The organism is Marinobacter xestospongiae (genome assembly GCF_023156385.1).
Taxonomy (GTDB): Bacteria; Pseudomonadota; Gammaproteobacteria; order Pseudomonadales; family Oleiphilaceae; genus Marinobacter; species Marinobacter xestospongiae.
Window position 1 is genome coordinate 1 of sequence record NZ_JAKZAK010000034.1, and the last position, 22284, is coordinate 22284.

Annotated in this window: 22 protein-coding genes; 1 reads left to right on the plus strand and 21 read right to left on the minus strand. The window is 56.8% G+C overall.

Annotated features, from left to right (window positions below; translation table 11 throughout):
- Positions 1 to 89: 89 nt before the first annotated feature.
- The 19 genes from MLD24_RS19730 to pseB form a co-directional block, all read right to left on the minus strand.
- A complete protein-coding gene (locus MLD24_RS19730) occupies positions 90 to 728 on the minus strand; it encodes a hypothetical protein (protein ID WP_248168773.1) in 639 nt (212 codons plus the stop codon).
- Entirely contained in the window at positions 729 to 1877 is a 1149-nt protein-coding gene (locus MLD24_RS19735) for a DegT/DnrJ/EryC1/StrS family aminotransferase (RefSeq protein WP_248168775.1), read from the minus strand.
- The gene (locus MLD24_RS19740) at positions 1864 to 2568 is read right to left on the minus strand and encodes a class I SAM-dependent methyltransferase (protein WP_248168777.1); all 705 of its coding nucleotides are present in this window, start codon (positions 2566 to 2568) and stop codon (positions 1864 to 1866) included. The genes MLD24_RS19735 and MLD24_RS19740 overlap by 14 nt, the downstream gene beginning before the upstream one ends.
- Positions 2561 to 3298 carry a WbqC family protein gene (locus tag MLD24_RS19745; RefSeq protein WP_248168779.1) on the minus strand — a complete coding sequence of 246 codons (738 nt, stop codon included), beginning with the start codon at positions 3296 to 3298 and terminating at the stop codon, positions 2561 to 2563. Before MLD24_RS19745 ends, MLD24_RS19740 begins: the two co-directional genes overlap by 8 nt.
- On the minus strand, positions 3298 to 4428 hold the full coding sequence (locus tag MLD24_RS19750) for a DegT/DnrJ/EryC1/StrS family aminotransferase (RefSeq protein ID WP_248168781.1): 1131 nt from the start codon (positions 4426 to 4428) through the stop codon (positions 3298 to 3300). Before MLD24_RS19750 ends, MLD24_RS19745 begins: the two co-directional genes overlap by 1 nt.
- 88 nt (positions 4429 to 4516) lie before the next feature.
- A complete protein-coding gene (locus tag MLD24_RS19755; protein WP_248168783.1) occupies positions 4517 to 5521 on the minus strand; it encodes a glycosyltransferase family 2 protein in 1005 nt (334 codons plus the stop codon).
- Positions 5518 to 6687 (minus strand): acyl-CoA reductase, encoded by a 1170-nt coding sequence (locus MLD24_RS19760; protein WP_248168785.1) that lies wholly within the window; start codon positions 6685 to 6687, stop codon positions 5518 to 5520. The genes MLD24_RS19755 and MLD24_RS19760 overlap by 4 nt, the downstream gene beginning before the upstream one ends.
- On the minus strand, positions 6687 to 7814 hold the full coding sequence (locus MLD24_RS19765; protein WP_248168786.1) for a LuxE/PaaK family acyltransferase: 1128 nt from the start codon (positions 7812 to 7814) through the stop codon (positions 6687 to 6689). The genes MLD24_RS19760 and MLD24_RS19765 overlap by 1 nt, the downstream gene beginning before the upstream one ends.
- Positions 7815 to 7829: 15 nt before the next feature.
- Positions 7830 to 9185 carry an AMP-binding protein gene (locus MLD24_RS19770; protein ID WP_248168788.1) on the minus strand — a complete coding sequence of 452 codons (1356 nt, stop codon included), beginning with the start codon at positions 9183 to 9185 and terminating at the stop codon, positions 7830 to 7832.
- Entirely contained in the window at positions 9185 to 9925 is a 741-nt protein-coding gene (locus MLD24_RS19775; protein ID WP_248168790.1) for an SDR family NAD(P)-dependent oxidoreductase, read from the minus strand. The genes MLD24_RS19770 and MLD24_RS19775 overlap by 1 nt, the downstream gene beginning before the upstream one ends.
- Before the next feature lie 35 nt (positions 9926 to 9960).
- Positions 9961 to 10206, minus strand: coding sequence for an acyl carrier protein (locus MLD24_RS19780; protein ID WP_248168792.1), 246 nt, complete (start codon positions 10204 to 10206; stop codon positions 9961 to 9963).
- A gap of 13 nt (positions 10207 to 10219) precedes the next feature.
- Positions 10220 to 10789, minus strand: coding sequence for a GNAT family N-acetyltransferase (locus tag MLD24_RS19785; RefSeq protein WP_248168794.1), 570 nt, complete (start codon positions 10787 to 10789; stop codon positions 10220 to 10222).
- The gene (locus MLD24_RS19790; RefSeq protein WP_248168796.1) at positions 10786 to 11460 is read right to left on the minus strand and encodes a PIG-L deacetylase family protein; all 675 of its coding nucleotides are present in this window, start codon (positions 11458 to 11460) and stop codon (positions 10786 to 10788) included. Before MLD24_RS19790 ends, MLD24_RS19785 begins: the two co-directional genes overlap by 4 nt.
- 30 nt (positions 11461 to 11490) lie before the next feature.
- Complete coding sequence (gene pseI, locus MLD24_RS19795; RefSeq protein WP_248168798.1) at positions 11491 to 12534, minus strand: pseudaminic acid synthase; 1044 nt, start codon at positions 12532 to 12534, stop codon at positions 11491 to 11493.
- Positions 12534 to 13292 carry a formyl transferase gene (locus tag MLD24_RS19800; protein WP_248168800.1) on the minus strand — a complete coding sequence of 253 codons (759 nt, stop codon included), beginning with the start codon at positions 13290 to 13292 and terminating at the stop codon, positions 12534 to 12536. The genes pseI and MLD24_RS19800 overlap by 1 nt, the downstream gene beginning before the upstream one ends.
- Positions 13289 to 14470: a UDP-2,4-diacetamido-2,4,6-trideoxy-beta-L-altropyranose hydrolase gene (gene pseG, locus MLD24_RS19805; protein WP_248168802.1), complete on the minus strand. Its 1182-nt coding sequence runs from the start codon at positions 14468 to 14470 to the stop codon at positions 13289 to 13291. Before pseG ends, MLD24_RS19800 begins: the two co-directional genes overlap by 4 nt.
- Positions 14467 to 15165 (minus strand): pseudaminic acid cytidylyltransferase, encoded by a 699-nt coding sequence (gene pseF, locus MLD24_RS19810; RefSeq protein ID WP_248168804.1) that lies wholly within the window; start codon positions 15163 to 15165, stop codon positions 14467 to 14469. Before pseF ends, pseG begins: the two co-directional genes overlap by 4 nt.
- On the minus strand, positions 15162 to 16313 hold the full coding sequence (gene pseC / locus MLD24_RS19815; RefSeq protein WP_248168806.1) for a UDP-4-amino-4,6-dideoxy-N-acetyl-beta-L-altrosamine transaminase: 1152 nt from the start codon (positions 16311 to 16313) through the stop codon (positions 15162 to 15164). Before pseC ends, pseF begins: the two co-directional genes overlap by 4 nt.
- Entirely contained in the window at positions 16310 to 17305 is a 996-nt protein-coding gene (pseB, locus tag MLD24_RS19820) for a UDP-N-acetylglucosamine 4,6-dehydratase (inverting) (RefSeq protein WP_248168808.1), read from the minus strand. The genes pseC and pseB overlap by 4 nt, the downstream gene beginning before the upstream one ends.
- Before the next feature lie 228 nt (positions 17306 to 17533).
- Between pseB and MLD24_RS19825 the strand changes: the two genes are divergently transcribed.
- Positions 17534 to 19534 carry a tetratricopeptide repeat protein gene (locus MLD24_RS19825; protein WP_248168809.1) on the plus strand — a complete coding sequence of 667 codons (2001 nt, stop codon included), beginning with the start codon at positions 17534 to 17536 and terminating at the stop codon, positions 19532 to 19534.
- 5 nt (positions 19535 to 19539) lie between these two features.
- Here MLD24_RS19825 and sbcB read toward each other — a convergent pair whose 3' ends face one another.
- Entirely contained in the window at positions 19540 to 20985 is a 1446-nt protein-coding gene (gene sbcB, locus MLD24_RS19830) for an exodeoxyribonuclease I (RefSeq protein ID WP_248168811.1), read from the minus strand.
- Between the two features lie 174 nt (positions 20986 to 21159).
- Complete coding sequence (locus MLD24_RS19835; protein ID WP_248168813.1) at positions 21160 to 22029, minus strand: DUF6160 family protein; 870 nt, start codon at positions 22027 to 22029, stop codon at positions 21160 to 21162.
- Between the last annotated feature and the right edge of the window lie 255 nt (positions 22030 to 22284).

Sequence of the window (22284 nt, forward strand, 5' to 3'; positions counted from 1 at the left end):
CGGCGGAGGTGTTCTGGGGAGAATATTCCGGGGCACTACCAACGAGTGGTGCTGCACTTATTGTTTGACTTCAGGCCCTAAGCTCACGCTCATCGGTTTTGCCAATTCAGGAAATCCAGCACGGCTCCGGCCTGTGCTTCTGAGTATCGACCGTTACAAGTTACAAAAACCGGGATAGTCTGCTGTATGCCGTAGCTGCTCCGTATGTTTCGGGCCCGCTCCGCAGCTTCGCCGCACTTGAACAAAAGCGCCGCACCGCCGCCCAGCGTCGGCAAAGTAATCAGCAGTGGCGAGGGCAATACGGTCTGTGGTCTCTGCTCTAACCACCAGCTCGCCTCCAGCTCCCAAACCTGACTCCATTCTGACACGCCAACGTTGAGCTCCAATGCAGCTAGAGACCCCAGCGTGCGGAACAGGAAGTCCTCTTTCGTAGAAAGGCGTTCCATTTCTGCGAGAGAACAGACTCCAAGTCCGCAGAATGCTCCAGCATGAAGCAGCTTTGGGACAGGCTTATCCCGCTCATGAATCAGACGCGAATAACCGAAATCCTTCATTCCGATGAGTGCGATCAATAGACCAAGATCAGAACTCCCGACCACAACGGCATGGGGGATACTAAACCAATCAGCTAGCTGCTTCTCCAGCAAGCAAGCTAATGGCCCATGGTTGGTAAAATATCGATTGGCTAGAAGCCGACTTGCCACTGAATGGGCATTAAATGGTTCCATCTAATTGACCTTCTTCTCCGACAGCGCCTTTTCCAGCACTGAAACTACTCGTGCAACTCCCACCTCGGATACACGATAACCGCATGGCAGATTCATAAATCGATCCGAGACTCTATCCGTATTCACCAACTTCTCTGGACACAAGACTGGGAACTCATAGGATTTACAGTGCAGCGGCGGAGAGTAGTATCGTCGAGCCAGTATCCCTTTTTGATTCAGAAGTTCAACCAATTCATCCCGGGTACGAGGACTCTCTGCTGCCACCTCTACTACAATGTTCTTGAATGAGGTCTGTTCAAGCTCATCAAACATTAACAATCTAAGACCTTTGACGTTCTTCAGCTTTTCCTGATAGAGCTGATAAATATACTGGTTGTGCGCGACGTTCAATTGAATTTCGTCGAGCCCGGCGAGGGCAAATGCTGCATGCATATCAGGCATTTCTGAGGGCAACCACTCACCAGGCGTTGCAATAGATGACGTAGTATTTTTTCGACTTCGAAAATCGCAAAGTCGGCGCATCAGCTCAGGATCGTTCAAACAGACATAGCCTCCTTCCAGCCCGTTGATAAGCTTGCTCGCATGCAGAGAAAAAACCTCCCCCACGCCGAAAGACCCAACCCTTTTGCCTCTCCATGTTTCGTGCACGGATTCAACCGCATCAAACACAATTGGAACCTTCCGATCCTCCGCCAAGCTCAACAGGGCACTGACGTTACAACAGTTAACGACAGGATGAACGGCTAGGATAGCCGCCGTTTGCTCGTTAATAGCTCTATCAACAGCATCCGGGGATATCGCCAGTGTCTCAACATCCACATCAACAAATCGAGGTACTTTACCAGCCCAAAAAACTACATCGGCCAATCGACGATAAGTCAAAGAAGGGATAATAACTTCCCTGCCTTCACTTGCTTTTAGGCGAAGGCAAGCCACTAATGCCCAGAATCCAGTGGACAACACAACACAGTACTTGGATTGATGATACTCACACAGCCGTTGCTCAAGAAGCGAGACCAGAACTCCTGGACAAGAGTGCCCTCCCTCATTCATCCACTGGTCAAGATACCCGTGGATACGCTCCTCTTGCGGCTCGTAAAGATTTGAAGTCGAGAGCAGATTAGGTGGTAATCCGTCAGTCACACCCACGAGCGCTCCTTGTCATCAATACATCAAAGCGGTATCCAGTTCCATAGAACGATTCCGGCATGGTCAGTATTTCGACATCAAACCCTCGGCATCCACCAATTTCTTCGAACTCTTCTGGAGTCCACCATACCCCGATGGCCGATTTCGGATCATCCAGTTGGTAGTCCTCTACCGCCCGGCGCTTAAAAAAAGCATCGGCATACTCACGACTTGGAACATTACCGATAAAAACCCGTCGACATGAGCAGAAACGCTCTGAAATTGTTGTAATCAACTGCTCGACCTCTTGCTTGGAGAGATATGAAATCACCCCATAGATGAGGATCTTATCAATAACCTCAGGGTTCAAAAAAGAGTTTGAGAAGCTCACGATATCATCGCAATAGTAATGAGTACTTTGCTGGTTACTAAAGAACTCGCGGGCGACCCCAATGAGATACTCAGAGAAATCAACGCCATAATAGCCATCAACACAATCGAAAAGATAGCTAGCCAGGGCTGCATTACCACAACCAAGATCCAGCAAGTTATCTGATGATCGAGGTTTCAGAGACCGCTTTATCTGATCGACAATCATGTTAATGTCCTGTTCGCTCACAGGCTTGCCATTCACAGTTCTCTTTATCTGCTCCCAGAAAGACGTACGGTCGAAGCGCTTCGGATACTCTTTATGCATGTAATCATCACTCATCGGTATCCCCCGAAAGCCTGAGAACGGAATAGTCCTCTATTAACATAGATGTGATTTTCCTAGAGTCACACCACATCATGACATCAATAATTGACAAATCAGGAACGAACACCGGACGCTGCTGATCATACGGTGAAAGTCGGGGCTGAATAAAGCTCAAATCAATACCAGTTTCAGCAAACTCCTCCGGTCGGAAAAGCGCCCGCCCCCCCCAAGGATTAATGTATTCTTTCGAGCCAAGCGCTTCCGAAATCCTTAGAGCCCACTGCCCTGGATGGGAAACACTATCAATCCCAAGATTCAACTCAGAGTAAAGCAAAAATCGCGTGCTTAAACCCAGATAGTCTGCGAGCACTTTTAGAGAGTGGACAAGAAGGCTGGACAACTGGCCTCCCTGATAACTGATCGCAGATTCAACAACAGATCTGGCTTGATCATAGTATGGCGCACGCCGGTAGTGCGTCAGCTTCCCTAGAAGGCTTCGACGCCAATCTGTATCTGCTTCGATCTGAATGTCATCGATAAAATCAAACCGCCCCCTTTTTCTTAGTGGAACAGTAACAAATTGCCAGTCTTTACTCGGATCAGGGTGGAGCACTCGATTCCTGTTAACCCACCCTTTATTAACGAACTGGCAATGATCGAATACTACCCAGCAGTCCACATGAGACATTAACTGAAAATAGCCCATGTACGGGAAAAAGTATGGCTGCATTATCGCAAGCTTCATCAACCTCTCCCTTTTTCGCTGACCGAATCTTTCAATACTGCTTGCAAACAAGCAATAACCCGATCAAAATCATGGCCATCCATTTCACTGTAAATAGGTAGACAGATAACACGCTTAGATGCTCTCTCCGCCTGCTCATAAATAGCTTCTGGATTATGATAAATTGAAAATTCGGACACCAACGGGTAGAAGTAACGTCGCACCAAAATATTCCGTTTCCTAAATTCTGAGTACAACTCATCACGGGCAAGCGGAAATTCATCCTCAACCAGAACAGGACAATACGAATAATTCCAATGGGTATCCACAGGTTCAGGCATCAGCTTCAAACCTTCAATTCCATTGATCGCTGTACTATAATCTCGATATATCCGTTGGCGTGACTGAATATCATGATTAACCTTCTGCAATTGTAGCAGGCCAACAGCGGCTTGTAGTTCATTCATTTTTCCGTTAATGCCCGCCGCAAAAACGGTTGATTCATCAACAATCCCAAAGTTCTTCAACTGATCAACACGCTCCTTCGTTTCCCTGTCTTTCAGTATTAAGGCGCCACCCTCGAAGGTATTGAAAACTTTGGTAGCATGAAAACTAAGCGCCGATGCGTCGCCCCACTCAAGAACGCTGCGCCCCTCATATCGAACACCGAAGGCTTGGGCGGCATCATAGAGTACCTGCAGTCCATAAGAGTTCGCGATGTCCTGAATCTGTCTCATGTTTGCAGGAGTTCCATAACAGTGTACCGGCACTATAGCTGTGGTCTTCGAGGTAATCGCAGCTTCTATGGCCGCTGGGTCAAGGTTGAAACCATCTGGCTCCACATCTACAAAGACAGGCTTTAGGTTGTTCCAAATCAGAGAATGTGGGGTAGCAGCAAAAGTGTACGGCGTTGTAATAACCTCACCGGTCAACCCCAATGCCTGCATGCCGGTAACCAGAGCTAGTGTCCCATTAGCAAATAGAGACAGATGCTTAACTCCGAGGTATTCGCAAAGGCGAGCTTCCAGCTCGGCGTGAAATGGGCCTCCATTTGTAATGTGGCCGCTCTTCCAGATTTCCTCCAGCAACGGCTGAAGGTCGTTCAGATCAGGGAGACTCGGACGAGTCACCGTTATCGGTTTATCAGACAAAACGAGTCCCTCTCAATCATGCTTGTACATAGCACTGTCAATTCATCCTCTCGCCAATACATCCAGGTCATCAGCGATCTAATTCAGACTAGCGACGGAACAGTCGATCGATCTGACTCTTGAGATTGGCCCCAGAAAATCGCACCGCCGTCAAGCCTATCCATTCACGTATCCCCAGCTCTCTGGAATGCTTCTCTAGCATTTTCATTTTGAATGCAACAGCCTCTTTCCGAAACCCGATACGCTTGTAATATTTATATATCCAAAAGAATGTATTCGCTTGCATGTCATATTTGTCAGGATCAGATAACGAGGAAAAAACGCCTTCGGAATGAAGCCGGTACATAGACGGCTTTACATCATCGATATAGGCAGCGGCACCAAACTGGCCAAGAAGGGACCAGAGAAAAATATCACCAAGGTAGGCCCGATGAAACTCTGGTGGAAACTCCTTCAAAACATTTCGGAACATGACTGCCTGCGTGACCGGGCCGGCCCAGCCAGACCTCAGTTCGAACTCTGAAAAATGCCGCTTATAGAACTCGGGAAGATGTGATCTAGAGACAATGTTCCCCGACACATCAATCGTGTGGACATCGTGAGTAGCCAATACAAATTCTTTGTTTGAATCCAGAAAGTCGACCTGTTTCTGAAGCTTCTCGGGATCTGTCCAATAGTCATCAGCTTCACAACATACAACATACTCCCCATACATTTGGGGCAACAGGAAATCTATAAAGGGCTTCTTTCCTTTTGACCACTGATTTTCAGAAGGAAGAATCAGCTTGATCAAGTTTGGAAAACGAGCGTGGTAAGCTTCCAGCACTTCCCGAGTACCATCTTCGGAACAGTCGTCATAGCAGACAATGTGAAACGGGAAACGGGTCCGTTGCATGAAAAAGCCACGGAGTGTCTCTTCGATGTATTGGCGTTGATTAAAAGCAATACAGCCAATTGAAACCCGCGGTCGCGACTGTTCATTCCAATCCCGACAAACCTCGACCTCATCTGGAACGCCGGTAAAGTCCGGCTCAAGTGGCTCACTAATCCTATACTTCCCCTGTTTCCCTGTCTGCGCAGTCACTGTATTCACCAAGCCGTTACCTGTCGACTTAACTGATTCAATAGATTCACACCATCCCACACCACAGAAAAATCTAACGCCTGGCCAACCGGTACCACGCGGTCCATTACCGGACCGGTGGAAGATTCAAGCCATTGCCAGAGTGCGGAGGACTCTACCCCCCAATACGACAGCGTCTGACAACGTTCGTCCAGTTGCTGCTCCAGCTGCTCCAACCTGTCTATCGACACCAGGTAGCACAGGCTTTGTCCCGGGTGCGTCAGCAGCAACTCCGGCCGGAAGCATGTCACTGGCACCACGCTCAGCGGCCCCGACCGGATAGGTCCGGCGGCGGCATCCTGTGCCTGCAACCACTGGGCAGCAACCAGGTGGTCCATGGAACGCCCCGGCGACACCTCGGTCTCCTGAGCCAGCGAATCAAGGCAGCGCATGAGCGCTTCCTGCAATTCATCGCTGCCCAACCAGAAGATGACCCGGGGCGAGGAGCACGCCATTTGGCGATAGGGCTCTATGTCACGCCACAGGCGTTCGGCTACGGACTGAAGATCCCCCGTGGTCAGTTGGTCGCCATTGATCAGTGACACCGAATAGCGGTCAGCAAAGGGAATATCACGACACCGGGGCTTGCAGGGCAGCCGGCGAATCGCCCTGACTGACTCATCCCCACCCCATATGACCCGGGCGTCGGCCATCAGGCTGAAGTCCTCACCAATCCCGCTATCCCGCGGGTAGGACACAAACAGGTTGCGACACGCCAGGGGTTCATACTCTGGCCGCTCGAACAGGTCTTTCAGGATGCCAAGCAGTATGCGTTTGACCGGCGAGTCGTTGCTGCTCAGCCGCAACAGGTTTTTGTTGCCCATCAGCAGGGAACAAACCCAGCTGTAGACAAACATGGTGTCCACATTCGCCGGGGTGAAATGCAACACCAGGCCAACAGGCAGCTGGACGATCCCTTTGGGTACGTCGGCACGGTGCTGAAGCCGGCGCAGATGGCTCTCCCGGAGCCAGAAACCCAGCGCGACCAGCTCCGGGTACTGTCTGGCCTGCGGGTGTTTCAGCAGCGACTGAGACACACTCTGGCAGAAGGCCACCACCACAGGATCAAAACACGTCCGTGTCGTTTGTTGGGCCAGCTTGGGCAGATCATGGCCTGCCAACACAACGACGGACACTAGCTGGCCTCCTGCTGGGTATCGCTGCATCCCCGAACCTCAGAGCGAGGCAGGCGACCCAGCACTGAAAAATAGCGGCCCTTGCGCCCACAGGGGCAATCGTCCTCTCCGAGAAGCTGGCCAAGATCCTCAGTCAATAAACTGTGTCCGGGGTAACTGGTGGGCAGTACCGACACCACCTGCAACAGCCCGACCTCACCAGCCGGCAGAGGCGCCAAGGTTGCCGAATCCCTCACCACCACATCGGCAAACACAGGCGTGTGAAGATGGCCCTGATCGCACTCGACGAAGATCGATCCCACCTGCTCCGCCATGCCATAGAAATTGATCACCTTTTCCACGCCCAGAGCGTCGCGGGCCCGCGCCTTGAATTCAGAGTTATTCACTTTCCGGTCTTCCAGTTTCTTCCAGCCACCGCTGTGCATCAACACCCCCTGAGGTAACGCCAGCTTTCGACCGTTACTCTCAAGGGACTGGATCAAGTGCACCCAGACCATAAAGGTAAACCCGAAAATCAACACCGGCTGATCGGAATATCGGTTGATGAAGCCGTCAATGGCCTGCCAGTTTGGCGACATGGACTCATCCAGCGCGTAGGTGTGGTCACGACCGAAGAAAGACAGCCCCTGAATGCCAGCCCCTCGCGCCGAAAACAGTGTGCGGTCACGCAGTACCGCTGGGCTATCAATGATCAGCATGGGTAAACGCGCCCGGCCCAGACTGCCTTGCAGGATCTTCACCAGGGCCCGAGACTGGCGTTTACTGGTTGCCTGATCAAGAAAGACTCGTGCGGGGACCTGACCACTGGTGCCTGAGGACTGCAATGTCTTGAATACCCGATCATCGTCAACGCTTTTCAGGGACAGAGACTTGAACAGCCTTACTGCCAAAAAAGGCAACTCTTCGAGGCTTTGATCGGTGACACTGCCAAAGCCCAACCTGGCCACCCGCTCGTACTCAGGGCAATGGCTGCGGTGGTGGCTGTCCAGCAAGGTCAGAAGCGGCACCAGCAACCGGCGCTTCTCAGTGTGCTGCAGCTCAAAGGGATCAGCAGACCACAGGGCCTCGAGCTGCTGATCCAGCCACTCATCCTGCGCCCCCTCGGCCGTTGGTTTTCTGCCATTCATTACACAGGGTTTCCACTATTCATCAAACAGCCGCTCCACTGCCGGATAATCCGCCTTTCCATTAGGCCGCACGGGCAAGTCAGGTACCGCTCGTACCCGTATCGCCGAGGGGTGCAACGCCAGAGTCTTTGCCAGCCACTCTTTCAGTTGAGATTCCACGCTGAAAGAGGCTCCCGGAACAAACGCCACCCGCAAGGCATCCTCGATCCCCACGGCGCGGGCAGCCATGCCCCGCTCCGCCAACAAACGCTCCACATCGTCAAGCCCGATTCGTTGACCAAAAGGTTTGATCATCCGTTTGAGACGGCCACTGATATAGAAATCGCCATCTTCATCACGCCAGGCCAGATCACCAGTGGCCAGCCATGACGGCGGCGAGAAAGCGGCCAGATCGGCCAGCGATTCGGCGTATCCCAGCATGACATTCGGGCCCTGGTAGATCAGCTCTCCCTCCTGTCGCGCGGCGTCAACCTTGCTTCCGCCGGAGCTCAGTAACCGGAACTCGCCATCTGGAATCGCCTGTCCGATAGCCCCTGGTTTTGCAAGCGGTTGAACATTAATGGCCATACGGGCGGTGGCCTCAGTCTGACCATACATGACGAAGAACTGTCTTCCGGTTTCTGCGGCCCACTCCGCCAGTTGTCGGACGACTGGCTCGGGCAATCTACCACCAGCCTGCGTCAGGTAACGCAGGGACGGCAGATCCATCTGAGTGAAGCGCAGTTTCAGCAACATCTCATAACTGAAGGGCACGCCCGCCAGGCTGCAGATATCAAGCTCACGGAAACGGTCCCAGAAGCGGCGACTGACCATCGTCTCCTCATTCATCACCAGACAGGCGCCGGCCAGTAAGTGGCTGTTTATGACTGACAAACCGTAGGAATACTGAAACGGCAGGGTGGTAATCGTGCGGTCACAGGCCTGTATCGGCAGCGAGGCCAGAATGGAGCGGGCATTGGCATCCAGATTTTCGGCTGACAATGCCACCTGTTTTGGCGAACCGGTTGACCCGGAGGTGGATAGCAACAGCGCAAGCTCCTCCGCTAACGGCAGTTGCCTGTCATGCAGCGGGACGATCTCGTCGCCCTGAACCTGCAGGTTGGGCTGGTAGCGGGTCACCAGGGCTGCCAACAGCTGGGGATCAAGCCCTCTGTCGACAAGCAGCAACGGATGCCCCGCCACCAAACAGGCCAGATAGGCCACCAGCGTCTCGAGGTCGTTCCTTGTCATCAGCAGAACCAGGGAACGCTCCTCAGGCAAGCGCTTCTGAAACTCTGCGACCGCCTCAGACAATTGGCGATAACTCAGCCTCCGATCCCCATCAACAACCGCCAGCCTCCTGCCATGTTTCGACAACTGCGCAAAAAACACTAGAGCCGCATCCCCCCATCGACAGCCATAACCTGGCCGGTAATGTAGCTGGACTGCTCCGACAGCAGGAACGCGACCAGCGCCGCGACCTCATCACAGCTCCCTGCACGTTTAAGCATCAGCTGGTCGATGACCTGCCGCCGCCGGTCATCCTGATACTGGGCCGTCATTTCGGTATCGATGAACCCGGGCGCAACCGCGTTGACCCGGATATTGAACGCAGACAACTCTCGGGCCGCAGACCGGGTGAGCGCACTGACGGCCCCCTTACTCATGCTGTAGGCAACCTGGCCGGCGCTGCCCTGCTCGCCTACCTGAGACCCCAGATTCACGATACTGCCGGCCTTCTGACGCATCATAAGCCGGCTGGCCAATTGCAGGTGCAGGAAACTGGCTACCGAGTTAACCTCAAGCTGCTCTCTGAGTGCAGCCAGGCTGGTCATCGCCATGGCCGCGTCCCACATAACGCCTGCGCCATTGACCAGCCCGTCCAGTCCCTCCGACTGCAACTGACGAAACGCGTCTTTGACAGCGTTTTCATCAGTAACGTCGTAGGCGAGAACGGTTGCCCCGGCCCCCAGCGACCCGGCCAGGGCATCGAGCCGATCCCGATTTCGGCCCGCCAGCCAGACATGCGCGCCGCCCTGGTGGCAGACCCGCGCAATGGCTTCGCCAATTCCGCCACTGGCGCCGGTGACAAGAACACGCTTACCGTCCAGTCCGGGCATCAGGGTGCTCATGGGTATTGCCTTTCCAAAGCGATCATCATTGACCATTACCCCTCAAAAGCGACGCCATACTTGCCGAGAATTGCTTTCGCTTTGGCCACACTGCTCATGTCGATGATGTCGTCCGTGTCCATCATCACGCCAAATCGGCTCTCCAGCTCTGCTACCAGGGTCATATGGGCGATGGAGTCCCACTCCGGGATACTGTTATAGGCCAACGCCTCTGTAACCGTGTCCGAGGTGATTGCCAGAGCGGTGGTAAAGCAGTCCACCAGAATGTCTTGGTTCGTCATGCACATCCTATTTCTATTGTTGCGACCTGACCGGTCGGTTCAGAAACGATCGGATCGGGCCGCTGGCCATCTCGTAATCGCGGGCTATGAGTTCAATAAAAACCCGGTCATCGTGTCGCTCGGCTTCCCGATACCCAAGAGTACAGTTGTAACGGAGCGCCGCATGATTGTCCGCCTTCACCGTAGCTTGCAAACAGGAAGCCCCCAGGCGTTGAAAGCAGAAGTCGTTCATCAGCAGTGTCGGCGCAAACGCCAGAATGTTACCGCGATAGTTCAGATCGGCAATGTAAAGCCCCGGCTCGATCCGGGAAGGCGATTGCAGGTCTTCATTTTCAAGAACCGCCTTGAGGTAGGCCATACCGATCGGCTGGCCTCGATACTCTATGACCCAGTGTCGCTGGCGCGGGTCCTGACTCTGGCGCTCAAACCAGGCCGCTTGCTGCTCCGGGGAAATCCGTTGTTGATCAAACATATACTGACTGACGGCCGGATCATTGCGCCACTGCCGAACCATTTCCAGGTCGGTGGTCGCCAGATCACGCAGCGTCACCTGGTAGCCCTCAAGGGTAATCGGCTCTTTCATTTTTCTATCCAACGAATGAGGCTGAAAGCTTCCGCAAACGCCAGCCCCACACTGTGTCCCCGGTATGCCAACTGATGGCGAACGTTCGCCATTGAGCGGCTATGCGGTGACTCACGCATTTCATCACCATAAGCCGCCAGCGCTTGCAGCTTCGTCTCTACAAAGTCGCTGACATCCACAAACACCGTCGGCAAAAAAGGCGCAACGTCCGGAGTGTTCCACTCAGTGGCAGACAGCACTTCAAAACCATAGATGGCCCGTATCGGAGAAGACGGCAATGGACGACAGGCGGTCAATACCGCCCGGTGAGTCACCTGGTGGTCAATATTGAGATCACCGTGGTGGTGGGTGTAGACCCGTTGCGGCGCCACTTCCCCGAGGATGTTCTCAAGGGGTTGGACAACCTCCAGCAGCGGCAAACTGTCCAGACGGTTGTCAGGAAAGCCGAGAGACCAGGACTGGCGAATTCCCAGAATTTCCTGAGCCTTGCCGGCGGCCAGCTGGCGTTTGCGCCGGTCGTCAGCCAATGCCTGCGGGCGCGATGACACACCGTCCGCGAGAAACACCGCGTACACCTCATCGCCTCGGGCAACATGGCGTGCAATCGTGCCGCCGCACCCCAATGCCTCGTCATCCGCATGCGCCGCTGCAATCAAAACCCGCTCCGCCATCAATACTCCCACTTGCCGTGTACGTGATGGTTACTCAAAACAGTCCCACTGAACGGGCGTTCCCCGTGCTACATCACGGGCCAGCCGTTTACCGAACAGGGCCGGGTAGTGCTTGGGCTCAAGGCCAAGACCCGGCCGTATCTTGCGAATATCCCCCTCTGCGATACAGTCACCCGCTTTCAGGTCTTTGACAAAATACACGGACCGCCGGAAAGCCCGATTGCTGTCTTCCGCCTGCACTCGCTCAAACCCTGCCCGTCCAACAGCGGACCAGGCATCACGGGTATCGACAACCAATCGTTCAAGCTCACCGGGCTCAATGGAGAAACCGGCATCCGGACTCTGGTCATCGCGATTCATCATGAAGTGCTTCTCGATCAGGCAAGCACCAAGAGCAACAGCAGCAACAGACGCTGTCGTGCCCAACGTGTGATCGGACAACCCCGGAACAGCGTCGAACCGGCGCCCAAGCTCAACCACCTGGGCCAGATTGGCCTGATCCATCGGCGCCGGGTAACTGCTCACGCAGTGCAACAGAACCAGTTGCTCACATCCGGCCTCACGGGCCGTGACAACGGCCTCTTCAATCTCTGCTTCACTGGCCATCCCGGTGGACATGATGATGGGCTTGCCTGTTCTCGCGATACGCTCAATCAGTGGCAGATCGGTCACTTCAAAAGACGCCACCTTGTAGGCCGGAGCGTCCAGTTCCTCAAGCAGATCCACAGCCGTTTCATCGAAGGGCGTAGAGAACACCGTTATGCCCAGGCTCCGGGCGTGCTCAAACATTGCCCGGTGCCACTCAAACGGTGTCTGGGCCCACTGGTACAGGTCGTATAACTTGAAGCCATCCCACAATCCGCCATGAATCCTGAACTCCGGCCGGTCGCAATCGATGGTCATGGTATCGGCAGTGTAGGTCTGAAGCTTGATAGCATGAGCACCACGCCGCTTGGCTTCGGTAATCGTCTCCAGGGCCCGCTCCAGAGACCCGTTATGATTGGCGGAGAGCTCGGCCACAATATAGGGTGGGTAGCCCGGACCGATCATCACGCCATCAATGTTTACAGTCATCATTTCTCCATATCCCGGCGTTTACGGATGCGCACCCTGGCCGCGATGTCATCTCCAGTCAACGAGGCTTCTTCAAATTCCAGTACAAAGTCGCCATGAATCAGGAAGGCTTTCGGATAGGTTGGCGCATCGAGCATCCGGATAAAATCCTGCAAGTCCGCAAGCTGTCCATGGGATGGCAGCTCACTCTGGTCCGGCGTCCGGCGCTTGAACTCCACGGGCGTGCCTTGCTGCGGCACCGGCGCAGGCCGGTTTATCATCATCCATTCAATCATTTCGACGCTCAGTTGCGCTGCCCGACGATAGATCTCTTCCGCCCGTCCAGCCAATGACATGGGGCGCTTGGCATACACAGGGCCCGTGTCCATGCCGGCATCCATTTGCAAGGCGGTCATGACGGTATCCTTGCAGCCCCGCAGAATCAGGTTCTGTAGCGGGCTTCCGCCCCGTCCGAAGGGCACGTCGGTCATGTGGAAACAGACACATTCAAAGCGTTGCCAGACGCTGTCGGCAACCCGCCAGTGCCAGTGCAGAAAAAACACGTACCGCACACCCTGTTGACGCGAGAGAACGCGATCCAGCTCGTCCGGCGAGGCCACCCAAACCCATGTCACTCCGGGCAACCGGCCTTCAAGATCAAATACCTCGCGATGCCAGGGCTTGCTGCTGGCCAGAACGCAGACTTCTGACCCGGACCAATCACTGCGACTGGCGTGTTCCTCGGCATTCTTCCGATGCGTCATGTCCTGATCTGTCATGCTCGCTCCGGTAAGCCCGCGGCGGGCAATGTCCGCGTCAATTCAGCGACCACCCTGTCAGCACCCAGACCATCCACCTCAGCCGCTGCCCGCTCACTCATTCTGTACAACAGGCCGGGGTCCCGTCGAATTCCGTCAAAGAAAGCCAGGATGTCCCGCTCCAATGACGCCAGTTCAGCAACGCAGGCAATTCCCCTGGTTGCCATTCGGTCCAAAAACAACCGCTGGTTGTCGGCAATGGCCACTACCAGCGCTGGCAAGCCCAGACAACAGCGTTCCCAGGTGGTTGCGCCCGCCGCGCCAATGGCCACATCGGCCTGTTGCATGCGCTGCGCCATATCATTGACCCCAACACTCACTGCAGCACGGCAGGGCAGCGCCGCGGCCTGCTCTTCCACACGCCTACGCCATGGTGAAGCTGGTCCCAGCACGATATCCACGTAGGTCTCTCCGTCAATATCCGCTATGGCAAGGGCGGATAGCACACAGCCCGTGATATTGTCCGGGTCCGCCCCTCCCAGGTTGACCAGAATGCGGGCCGCTCCCGGGTATCCGCAAGACTGTCGACGCTCGATGCTCAGGCCACGCCAACGACGGAATTCTTCCCGCAGCAATGCGTAACGGGCACCAACCATCCGGAGACAGCCATCCGGTACCAGATTGTCATAGTCCTGAGCTCGGCGCCCAAGGTTCTGATCCAGCAGTAACGCGCAGTGATGGCGCCGGTCCGACAGATCGTCAATGCAGAGGATCGCCCCAACGCCATTCGCCAACACCCTTTCCCATCGCTCATCCAGAGCATAGTGATCAACCACCAGCAGATCGGGACCTGTCTCGCCACAGGTCGATCGCAGGTGATCCAGGGTAGCCTCCGCATCGTCCTGCCAAGCTACCCCCAGCCACGATTCATGAGTGCAAGCGCTTTCCAAATCATCGCTGGCCTGGGCTCCACCCAACGTTTGTGCGACTGCTTCGCTGGGTGGCGGAGGGAGACAGTGAACATCAAATCCCCGACTACGGACCCAATCGACAAGATGCCCCCGGTGAAGCCGGGTGATGAAACGGCATTGCCAGCCCTCCGCGGCAAGCGCCTCTGCCAGGGTCAGGCAGCGCATCACATGGCCGCTGCCCATGACAATGGAAGCATCCGCCCGAAACACAGCACAGCGCTGACTCAAGCGTCGCCCCGCATCAGACGGCAGTAAAATTCGGCAGTCATCCAGTCCTCCTCGGTATCAATGTCCTGAACCCGATACCTGGGAACAACGACCGGAATGCTGTGAGACTTGAACATACCTTCGTGATTCAACCATGCGTCTTTCGTGCCCCAGTAGAACTGCCCTGCATCATGATACGCCTCCTCAAGATCCTGGGAGCGGCAACCAATCAGCTCAGGGTTCATCGGCTCAACCCCGAGGCCATCCGCCATCATCCGGATCGCTCGCTGAACCGGGAAGGCAAAGGACGCTACCGAGAACGCAAATTTCTTCTGTGGATTGGCCGCCAGTCTGTCCAACCCGGAGCGCAGAATGTCAGCGGTCAGCAAAGGCGCCGTCGCGTAGAGGCAGCAGACGTGATCAATAGACCAGCCGAGGTCCCGCAGGGCCTCGATGCCGTGCACAACAACCGGCGTGGTGCCACTGAAGTCATCCGCCAACGCCGCCGGACGCATGAATGGCACCTCGGCCCCCCATGCAGTGGCGATTGCCGCGATCTCATCATCGTCGGTAGACACCACAACATGGTCGAAGCAACCACTCTCCAGTGCGGTTTCGATCGACCAGGCCAGCATGGGTTTTCCGCAGAACAGACGAATGTTCTTTCGGGGTATGCGTTTACTCCCCCCCCGGGCCGGGATAATTGCGACATTCACGTCAGACACTCTTTCACCGCAGTCACTACCATTGACTGTTCATCGGCCGACAGCGAGGGAAATAAAGGTAATGTCAGTACTCGATGATAGAAAGTTTCAGCGGCAGGAAAGTCTCCGGGTCGAAATCCCCGCTCGTGGTAGTAGGGCTGCAGGTGGATAGGGATATAGTGAACATTGACGCCAACCCCTTTCCGGCGCAGGCCTTCAAACACGTCAGCCCGATCATGTCGCAATACCTCTACCGGATAGAGGTGCCAGGCACTGCTCCAGGTGCCATCCTCGCCGTCTGACGGAAGTTGCAACGGCAGATCCGCCAGCGCCGAACGATAGCGCCGAGCCAATTGGCGTCGTGCATCAATGAACGAGGACAGACGTTTCAACTGCGAGACACCCAGGGCCGCGTGCAGATCGCTGAGGCGGTAGTTGTAACCCAGTTCACGCTGTTGGTAGTACCAGGGACCATCAGCCTGTCCGACCATCTCGGCAGGATCGCGGGTTATGCCATGACATGCCAGCAGCCGGGCTCGACGGGCAACGTCTCCCCGGTTGGAAAGCAGGGCGCCCCCTTCAGCCGAGGTGATGGACTTGACCGGATGGAAGCTGAACACGCAGGCGTCCGACCAGTTTCCACATCCGACAGGACGCCCCTGATAGCTCGCCCCCAAGGCGTGGCTGGCATCTTCAATCAGGGCAATGCCGTAGGGCTCCGTCAAAGCCCGGATCGCCTTCATGTCACAACTCAAACCGCCGTAGTGGACCACCACAATGACTTTGGGGCAGCGGTCATTCGCTATGGCGCTCTGCAGCCGGGCCGACAGGTCTGTCAGGGAGAGGTTGCGGGTATCAGGGTCAATATCAACAAAGTCGACATCGGCGCCGCAATAACGGGCACAGTTTGCCGAGGCCACAAACGACATCGGCGTGGTCCACACGATGTCGCCAGGCCCCACACCCAGCGCCAGGCAGGCGACGTGAAGCGCGGAAGTGCCACTGTTCATAGCTACGGCATATCGTGCTCCGGTGTAATCACATAACGCTTGCTCAAACCGCGGAACCTGCTCGCCCTGAGTCAGGAACTGATGTTCAAGGACGTCGACGACCGCCTCCACATCGGCAGCATCAATCTCGTGACGACCGTAGGGAATCATACCGTCGCCACCAATTCCCTGAGCTCCTCAACAGAGAGAAAATCCGGATTGGTCCCGGAATGGTACTCAAAGCGGTCGGTTACCGGCTGGCCGCACTCTCCCAGCTTATTGGTGGTGTAGTCGTTGTCTTTATCAAAGAATGAGATGGGTGGTGCAATAACGAAGTGGTCGTCAAACGCCAGGGTATGATGCGCCATCTCCTCCGGCACCATGATCTCATGCAGCTTTTCTCCCGGCCGCATGCCAACCAGCCGATAGGCGCCATTGTCACTCATGGCCTGAACAAGATCGGTGATCTTCGCCGAGGGAATGCGGGGCACGAATATCTCTCCACCCTGCATCCGCTCGAAACTGCGGAACACGAACTCCACTCCCTGTTCCAGCGTGATCCAGAACCGGGTCATTTCTTCATGAGTTACGGGAAGGGATTCTTCCCCCCGCGCCAGTAGCTCGCGGAAAAAAGGGACCACGGAACCACGAGAACCCAGAACGTTGCCATACCGCACCACCGAAAAACGCGTGGGACGTTTCCCAACGATATTGTTGGCGGCGATAAAGAGCTTGTCTGAGGCCAGCTTTGTGGCGCCATAAAGGTTCACCGGGTTGGCGGCCTTATCCGTTGAGAGCGCAATCACCCGTCTGACCTGATTCACCATGCAGGCATGAGTGACATTCTCTGCCCCATTGATGTTGGTGCGAATGCACTCCATTGGATTGTATTCCGCGGCGGGCACCTGTTTCAGAGCAGCGGCATGGATGCAGTAGTCCACATCCCGGGTCGCAAATTCCAGACGCTCACGATCCCTCACATCACCAAGGAAGTAACGCATACAGGGCTGATTGAAGCGCTGCTGCATCTCGTACTGCTTGAGCTCATCCCGGGAGAAGATGATCACTCTGGCGGGCTTGTAGCGCTGTAACAGAATATCAACGAACTTCTGTCCGAAGGAGCCGGTACCACCTGTGATTAAAACTGACTTGTTATTAAACATTTGCTCCTTCCGAGCTGAGTTTAGGGGAGCCTCCGATTGACTCCTTTGGAGAATAGTATATCTCGCCGCCCGACCCAATGCCGTCAAGACGAATAGCCATCACCGCCACCCCCATTCGCCAATTTCTGGCACAGCTTTCGCAACCCACCGATTCAGACCGTATTTTTGCAGCAACCCTGCAGAGTTTTGCCGCCCCATTGCCGCGGCTCTATACAACGAGGTGGAACCATGCACGCAACGCAGTCTTCCCAGCATTCCGCAACCAACCGGGCCGACATCGCCAGGCAGCTGCTGGTGGCGAATGAAAGCTACCGCGATTCCAACAATCCACGCTGGTCGCTGACGCTGCGGTTGGAAGCCCGTGCCGAATGCCGGCACAAGCTGGAAGCGCTGCTGACGGAGGTGCCGGAACAGCCGGCGGCACTCGGATTGCTGGGCCGGGTGGCAATGGATGAAGGTGATTATGACCAGGCCCAGGTACTGTTCAATCGCAGCCTGGATCTGGACGACCAACAGCCCCAGCAATACACCAATCTCGGCTACTGGGCCCTGGCCACGGAACGACCGGTGCTGGCGGAACAGTACTTCATCGAAGCGCTGGAGCTGGACCGGCAATCCGCCGCCGCCTTCTGCGGCATTGCCCATGCCAAGCGCACCCGCGGCCAGTATGACCTGGCCTTCCTGCATTACCGCAAGCTACTGGCCACCGGCCTGGAGTGGCCCTCAATCTACAGCGGCATGCTGGCCTGCGCCGAGCACCTGGCCGTCGACAAGGCCGATCCGGAGCTGATACGCGACGCCACCGCGCTGTTGCGCCGGGACGAGCTGCCTCACCAACAGATTGGCCGTTTCGTCGGCGCCATCATCCGCGAGCACTACCAGCTCACCGCCGAGGACACCCGTATCGACCTTGAAGTTGCCAGCCAGGACGAGCTGCTGGTGCTGGCCCTGGAACAGACGCTGATGCCGGAACCCACCGTCGAGGAACTGGTGACCCTGCTGCGCCGCGCCATCCTCACCGAGGTGGCCCATACCGCAGAACTGCCGGAGCAACGCCAACGCCTGGCCATGGCCATCGCCCTGTACGCCGACCGCTGTGGCCATGCCCTTGCCGCTGAAGATGATGAACTGCGCCTGATCACTGCAATCAACGACAGCATTGCCGGCCAACTGGTGATGGCGGAATCCCTGGAGTCCGTTGCCGGCTCGCTGATTATCAGCGCGATGTATGGCGCCCTGTTCCACCAACGTTTTGCCATGGAACTGGGCCGCTGGAGCCTGATGGACTGGCCCGTGGCGACCCAGCCGATGATGGCCGCCAGCTATTACGACCGCGCCACCGAAGAGGCCATTAAGCAGAACTTCGAGGAGAAAGCCGAGGAACTGTGCCTCGATAAACCCGACGTACCCCAGGCCTGGCCAAGCTGGTCCCAACTGGCCTACCGTAACCAGACCAGTCTGCGGACACTGATCGCCAAGGAGCTGGGGCAGCCCACCGAGCACCTGCCCGACACCCTGCGCATCATGATCCTGGGCGCAGAATCCGGCCAACGGGCACTGGAACTGGCACATTACCTGGAAGACGTGGAAGTGGTGGCGGTGGACGAATCCCTGGCCAACATCGCCAAGGCCTCACGCCGGGCCGAAGAGCTGGGGATGACCAACGTGGTGTTCTGGCCCTGGTCCATCGCCCGCTGCTTCATCGACGATGGCCAGACCGTGCAGTGGATTGAAATCGGCCGTCTGCCCTCCCCGGCCCTGGCCGACGTGGATCTTGCGGATGTGGTCCGGCGGGCCAGTCACGCCGGCTCAGTGGTGCACCTGCATACGGCAGTGGCGGAGCAAACCCCGGGCGACCGTCAGATTCGCCGCCTTATCGACGAACACGAGCTTCAGCCTACCCGCAACAACCTGCTGAGACTGCGCCGGATGGTGCTGAACAATCGCCAGGACCCGATCTGGCGGGAACTACTGAACGAATCCGATTTCTACGGCCTGGGTGGCTGCCGTGATCGCTGGTTCAGCCCCCAGGACCCGCAACAGCTCAAGCGCCTGATCAGCCTGATGAGCAGCGAGGTGAGCTGGAAGCTGGTGAAGGCCAAGGACAGCGACGGCCACTCCCTGGCCACCGCCCCGGTGCAGCAACAGCTGCAGGCGGAGGCCCTGGGCAACGAGGTGCAAAGCCTGATGGGGCAGACCCTGAGCGTCTATTTCGTCAAGCGCCGCTGAGTAGGTCAGGCGTACGGAATCAGCGACTCGCCGTACAGGTGCAGCTCTTCCAACAGATGTCGCCTGGCGGGCGTCAGATTGGGGTCTGCAGCCAGCTGCTGCAGACTCTGGAAGTAAGCTTCCATCGACCGCCAGCCGGCCTTGGGGCTCATCAGCCGCTGCTGGCGAAACGCTTCCCACTGCTCCTGCTCTTCCGCCAGCAGAGTGGTCGGATAGTTCCTCGCCCGATAGCGGAACAGCAACGTCTCCAGGCGATCATCTTCAAACCGCGGCGCCTGCTCACCCAAGGTTTCGACCGGCTGCTGTATCAGCCAGTTGAGTTTCTCCCGATCACTGCGGCTGATAAATCCACCGGTGTACAGCTGCTCGTCAGGGTCGGTCAAATCGGATTCATGGGGCTGATCGAACGCCGCCGCAATACGGGCGGGCAGCCCATCGGCCTGACGCAGCATCGCCAGGTTCGACCGCAACCGGTCACCGTCCAGCTCCAGTTCCTGCAGCCGTTCGGGACTCAGGGTCTTGAGCATGGTGGCAGGCGCCAGAACCGGGCACTTGTTGAGCTGAATACCTTTCAGTGGAAACCGGGCACGATCCTCCCCAAGCTCTGCCTGGGCGGTAAACACCCGCTCACGAATCTCCTCCACCGACGCAGCAATGAGTTCCGACGGATCTTCCCGCAGGTCGTAGGCAATCACCAGATTCTTGTTGCTGCTGTGCTCCGCAACCGGCGCGATCATGGCGCAGCAGCCCCGGGTCGCCGGGTACTTGGAGGAAACGTGGAACACCGGCTTCATCGCAGCCGTGTCCAGCATCGCCCGGGCGGAGTGCTTGTCCTTGTTCTGCAGGACAAAATCGAACAGCTTGGGCTGTTTCTCCCGGATCAGCCGCGCCAGGGCGATGGTGGCGTCCACATCCGACATGGCGTCGTGGGCGGCCTCATGGCTAATCCCATTGGCGGCGGTCAGTTCCTCAAGGCGGAAGCTGGGACTACCATCCTCCTTGCGGGGCCATTCGATCCCTTCCGGTCGCAGGGCGTAGGTCAGCCGTACCATATCGATGATGTCCCAGCGGGAATTACCGTTCTGCCATTCCCGGGCGTAGGGGTCTCGGAGGTTTCGATAGAGGGTATGGCGGGTCACCTCATCGTCAAAGCGGAGGCTGTTGTAGCCGACCACGCAGGTGCCTGGCTGGCTGAAGGCTTCGTTGATCTGAGCGATGAACTCCGCCTCCGGGAAACCGTCGGCCAGGGCCTTCTGGGGCGTGATCCCGGTGATCAGACAGGCCTCCGGCGACGGCAGATAGTCGTCCGTCGGCTGGCAGTAGATCACCAGCGGGTCTTCGATGATATTCAGCTCGGCGTCTGTGCGGACACCGGCAAACTGGGACGGTCGGTCGTGGACCGGGTCCACACCGAAGGTTTCATAATCGTGCCAGTAAAAGGAACGGATCACAGCATCTCCTACGCTCTGGGCACCGTCCCCCGTTACCGGCCCAGGCGGATCTGCGGGCCTGGACGGGAGGGCGGGCACGGTCTGCCTGCCAAAATCCCGAGCAGTCTAGCAGATACCGCGCCGTCGTTGACCCGTCCCCCGCCGCAACGCCCTGGAGCGCTTCCGCATGGGGCCTCAGAACAGCCCCATGCCCCGATCAATGTACTCTGTCCTCGCCCGGGGGATGCCCTGCTGCAGCGTGGGCAGGTCCATCGTCATGCTGGTGGGCAGATTGAAGTGGACGCCGGGACCGGCCTGGATCATCCGGCTGCCATCCAGCGACTGCCAATCCACCGCCTGCTCCTGGAAGGACAGGAAAAAGTCCTTGGCATAGTCCACGCTGCCATCGGCCTGGGCCTCGCCGACCGCCAGGGTCTGCAGGTTCGACAGCGGTGCGCACTGGACACCGGCGGCACAGTCGGTGGCGGCGTCCTGAAGCCCGATATGGCTGGCGCGATAGCCAGTGGCCTGGGTATTGGCATCGAACAGGGTCGCCGCCGTGACGTTACCGCTGCCGTCGTCCAACTGCAGGCCCAGATTGCCGGAGAACTGGTGAATGTTGCCGGAGACGGTGCCGCGAGCCTGGTTGAGACCGACTCTGATACCAACGATCTCACCGTTGGATTCCGCCAGCTCGAAATAGGGATCAATGGCTTCGAAGGGGACGATGTCTCCCACCGCATAGGTGTTGCCGTCCAACTGTATGCGGGCGGCATCTTCCGAGATGTGGCCCAATGCCATCTGTTCAACGTCCAGGTCGGCACCGGCGGCCCCCTCCCCCAACGCCATCCGGTCGAGGTTGGTCTGGATTTCTGAATCCATGCCCATGGTGATGCGGGTAAACTGCTGGTTGGCCCCCACGGTTCGATCAACCGCTATCATGGCCTGACCTTGCACCTGCCCCATCTCCCGGTCGGAAATGGGCTGCAACTCGGCGTGGACCTCGAGCGGTCCGGCCAGGCAGCAGGCGGCAAGGACGGCGCTTCCAATCGCATCCTTGTTCATGTGTTGATGTGTCTCTGAACCAGTCAGTGTCTGCTGGCAGGCGACAACGCCCCGCAGGGCCTGCCAATGCCAGCGCGTGTGCCTGCAAGCCATCCCCGTGGTTATTGTTTTTGGGGTGACCTGCTTTGTTGTTTTTGACTGCGACTGCTTGGGTCAGGGGGTCTCTGAGGTCCCCTGGAGATTTCCGGACGCACACGTCTGCGTCGCGCGGCTGTCCGGCTGCAATACTGCTTTCTTTATGTTCCGGTGAAGGGC

Excerpts from the sequence above, each read along its gene's own strand:
- MLD24_RS19730 (WP_248168773.1), bottom strand. The coding sequence starts at position 728 with ATGGAACCATTTAATGCCCATTCAGTGGCAAGTCGGCTTCTAGCCAAT.
- MLD24_RS19740 (WP_248168777.1), bottom strand. The coding sequence starts at position 2,568 with ATGAGTGATGATTACATGCATAAAGAGTATCCGAAGCGCTTCGACCGT.
- MLD24_RS19745 (WP_248168779.1), bottom strand. The coding sequence starts at position 3,298 with ATGAAGCTTGCGATAATGCAGCCATACTTTTTCCCGTACATGGGCTAT.
- MLD24_RS19765 (WP_248168786.1), bottom strand. The coding sequence starts at position 7,814 with ATGAATGGCAGAAAACCAACGGCCGAGGGGGCGCAGGATGAGTGGCTG.
- MLD24_RS19775 (WP_248168790.1), bottom strand. The coding sequence starts at position 9,925 with ATGAGCACCCTGATGCCCGGACTGGACGGTAAGCGTGTTCTTGTCACC.
- MLD24_RS19780 (WP_248168792.1), bottom strand. The coding sequence starts at position 10,206 with ATGACGAACCAAGACATTCTGGTGGACTGCTTTACCACCGCTCTGGCA.
- MLD24_RS19785 (WP_248168794.1), bottom strand. The coding sequence starts at position 10,789 with ATGAAAGAGCCGATTACCCTTGAGGGCTACCAGGTGACGCTGCGTGAT.
- MLD24_RS19790 (WP_248168796.1), bottom strand. The coding sequence starts at position 11,460 with ATGGCGGAGCGGGTTTTGATTGCAGCGGCGCATGCGGATGACGAGGCA.
- pseI (WP_248168798.1), bottom strand. The coding sequence starts at position 12,534 with ATGACTGTAAACATTGATGGCGTGATGATCGGTCCGGGCTACCCACCC.
- MLD24_RS19800 (WP_248168800.1), bottom strand. The coding sequence starts at position 13,292 with ATGACAGATCAGGACATGACGCATCGGAAGAATGCCGAGGAACACGCC.
- pseC (WP_248168806.1), bottom strand. The coding sequence starts at position 16,313 with ATGATTCCCTACGGTCGTCACGAGATTGATGCTGCCGATGTGGAGGCG.
- pseB (WP_248168808.1), bottom strand. The coding sequence starts at position 17,305 with ATGTTTAATAACAAGTCAGTTTTAATCACAGGTGGTACCGGCTCCTTC.
- MLD24_RS19825 (WP_248168809.1), top strand. The coding sequence starts at position 17,534 with ATGCACGCAACGCAGTCTTCCCAGCATTCCGCAACCAACCGGGCCGAC.
- MLD24_RS19835 (WP_248168813.1), bottom strand. The coding sequence starts at position 22,029 with ATGAACAAGGATGCGATTGGAAGCGCCGTCCTTGCCGCCTGCTGCCTG.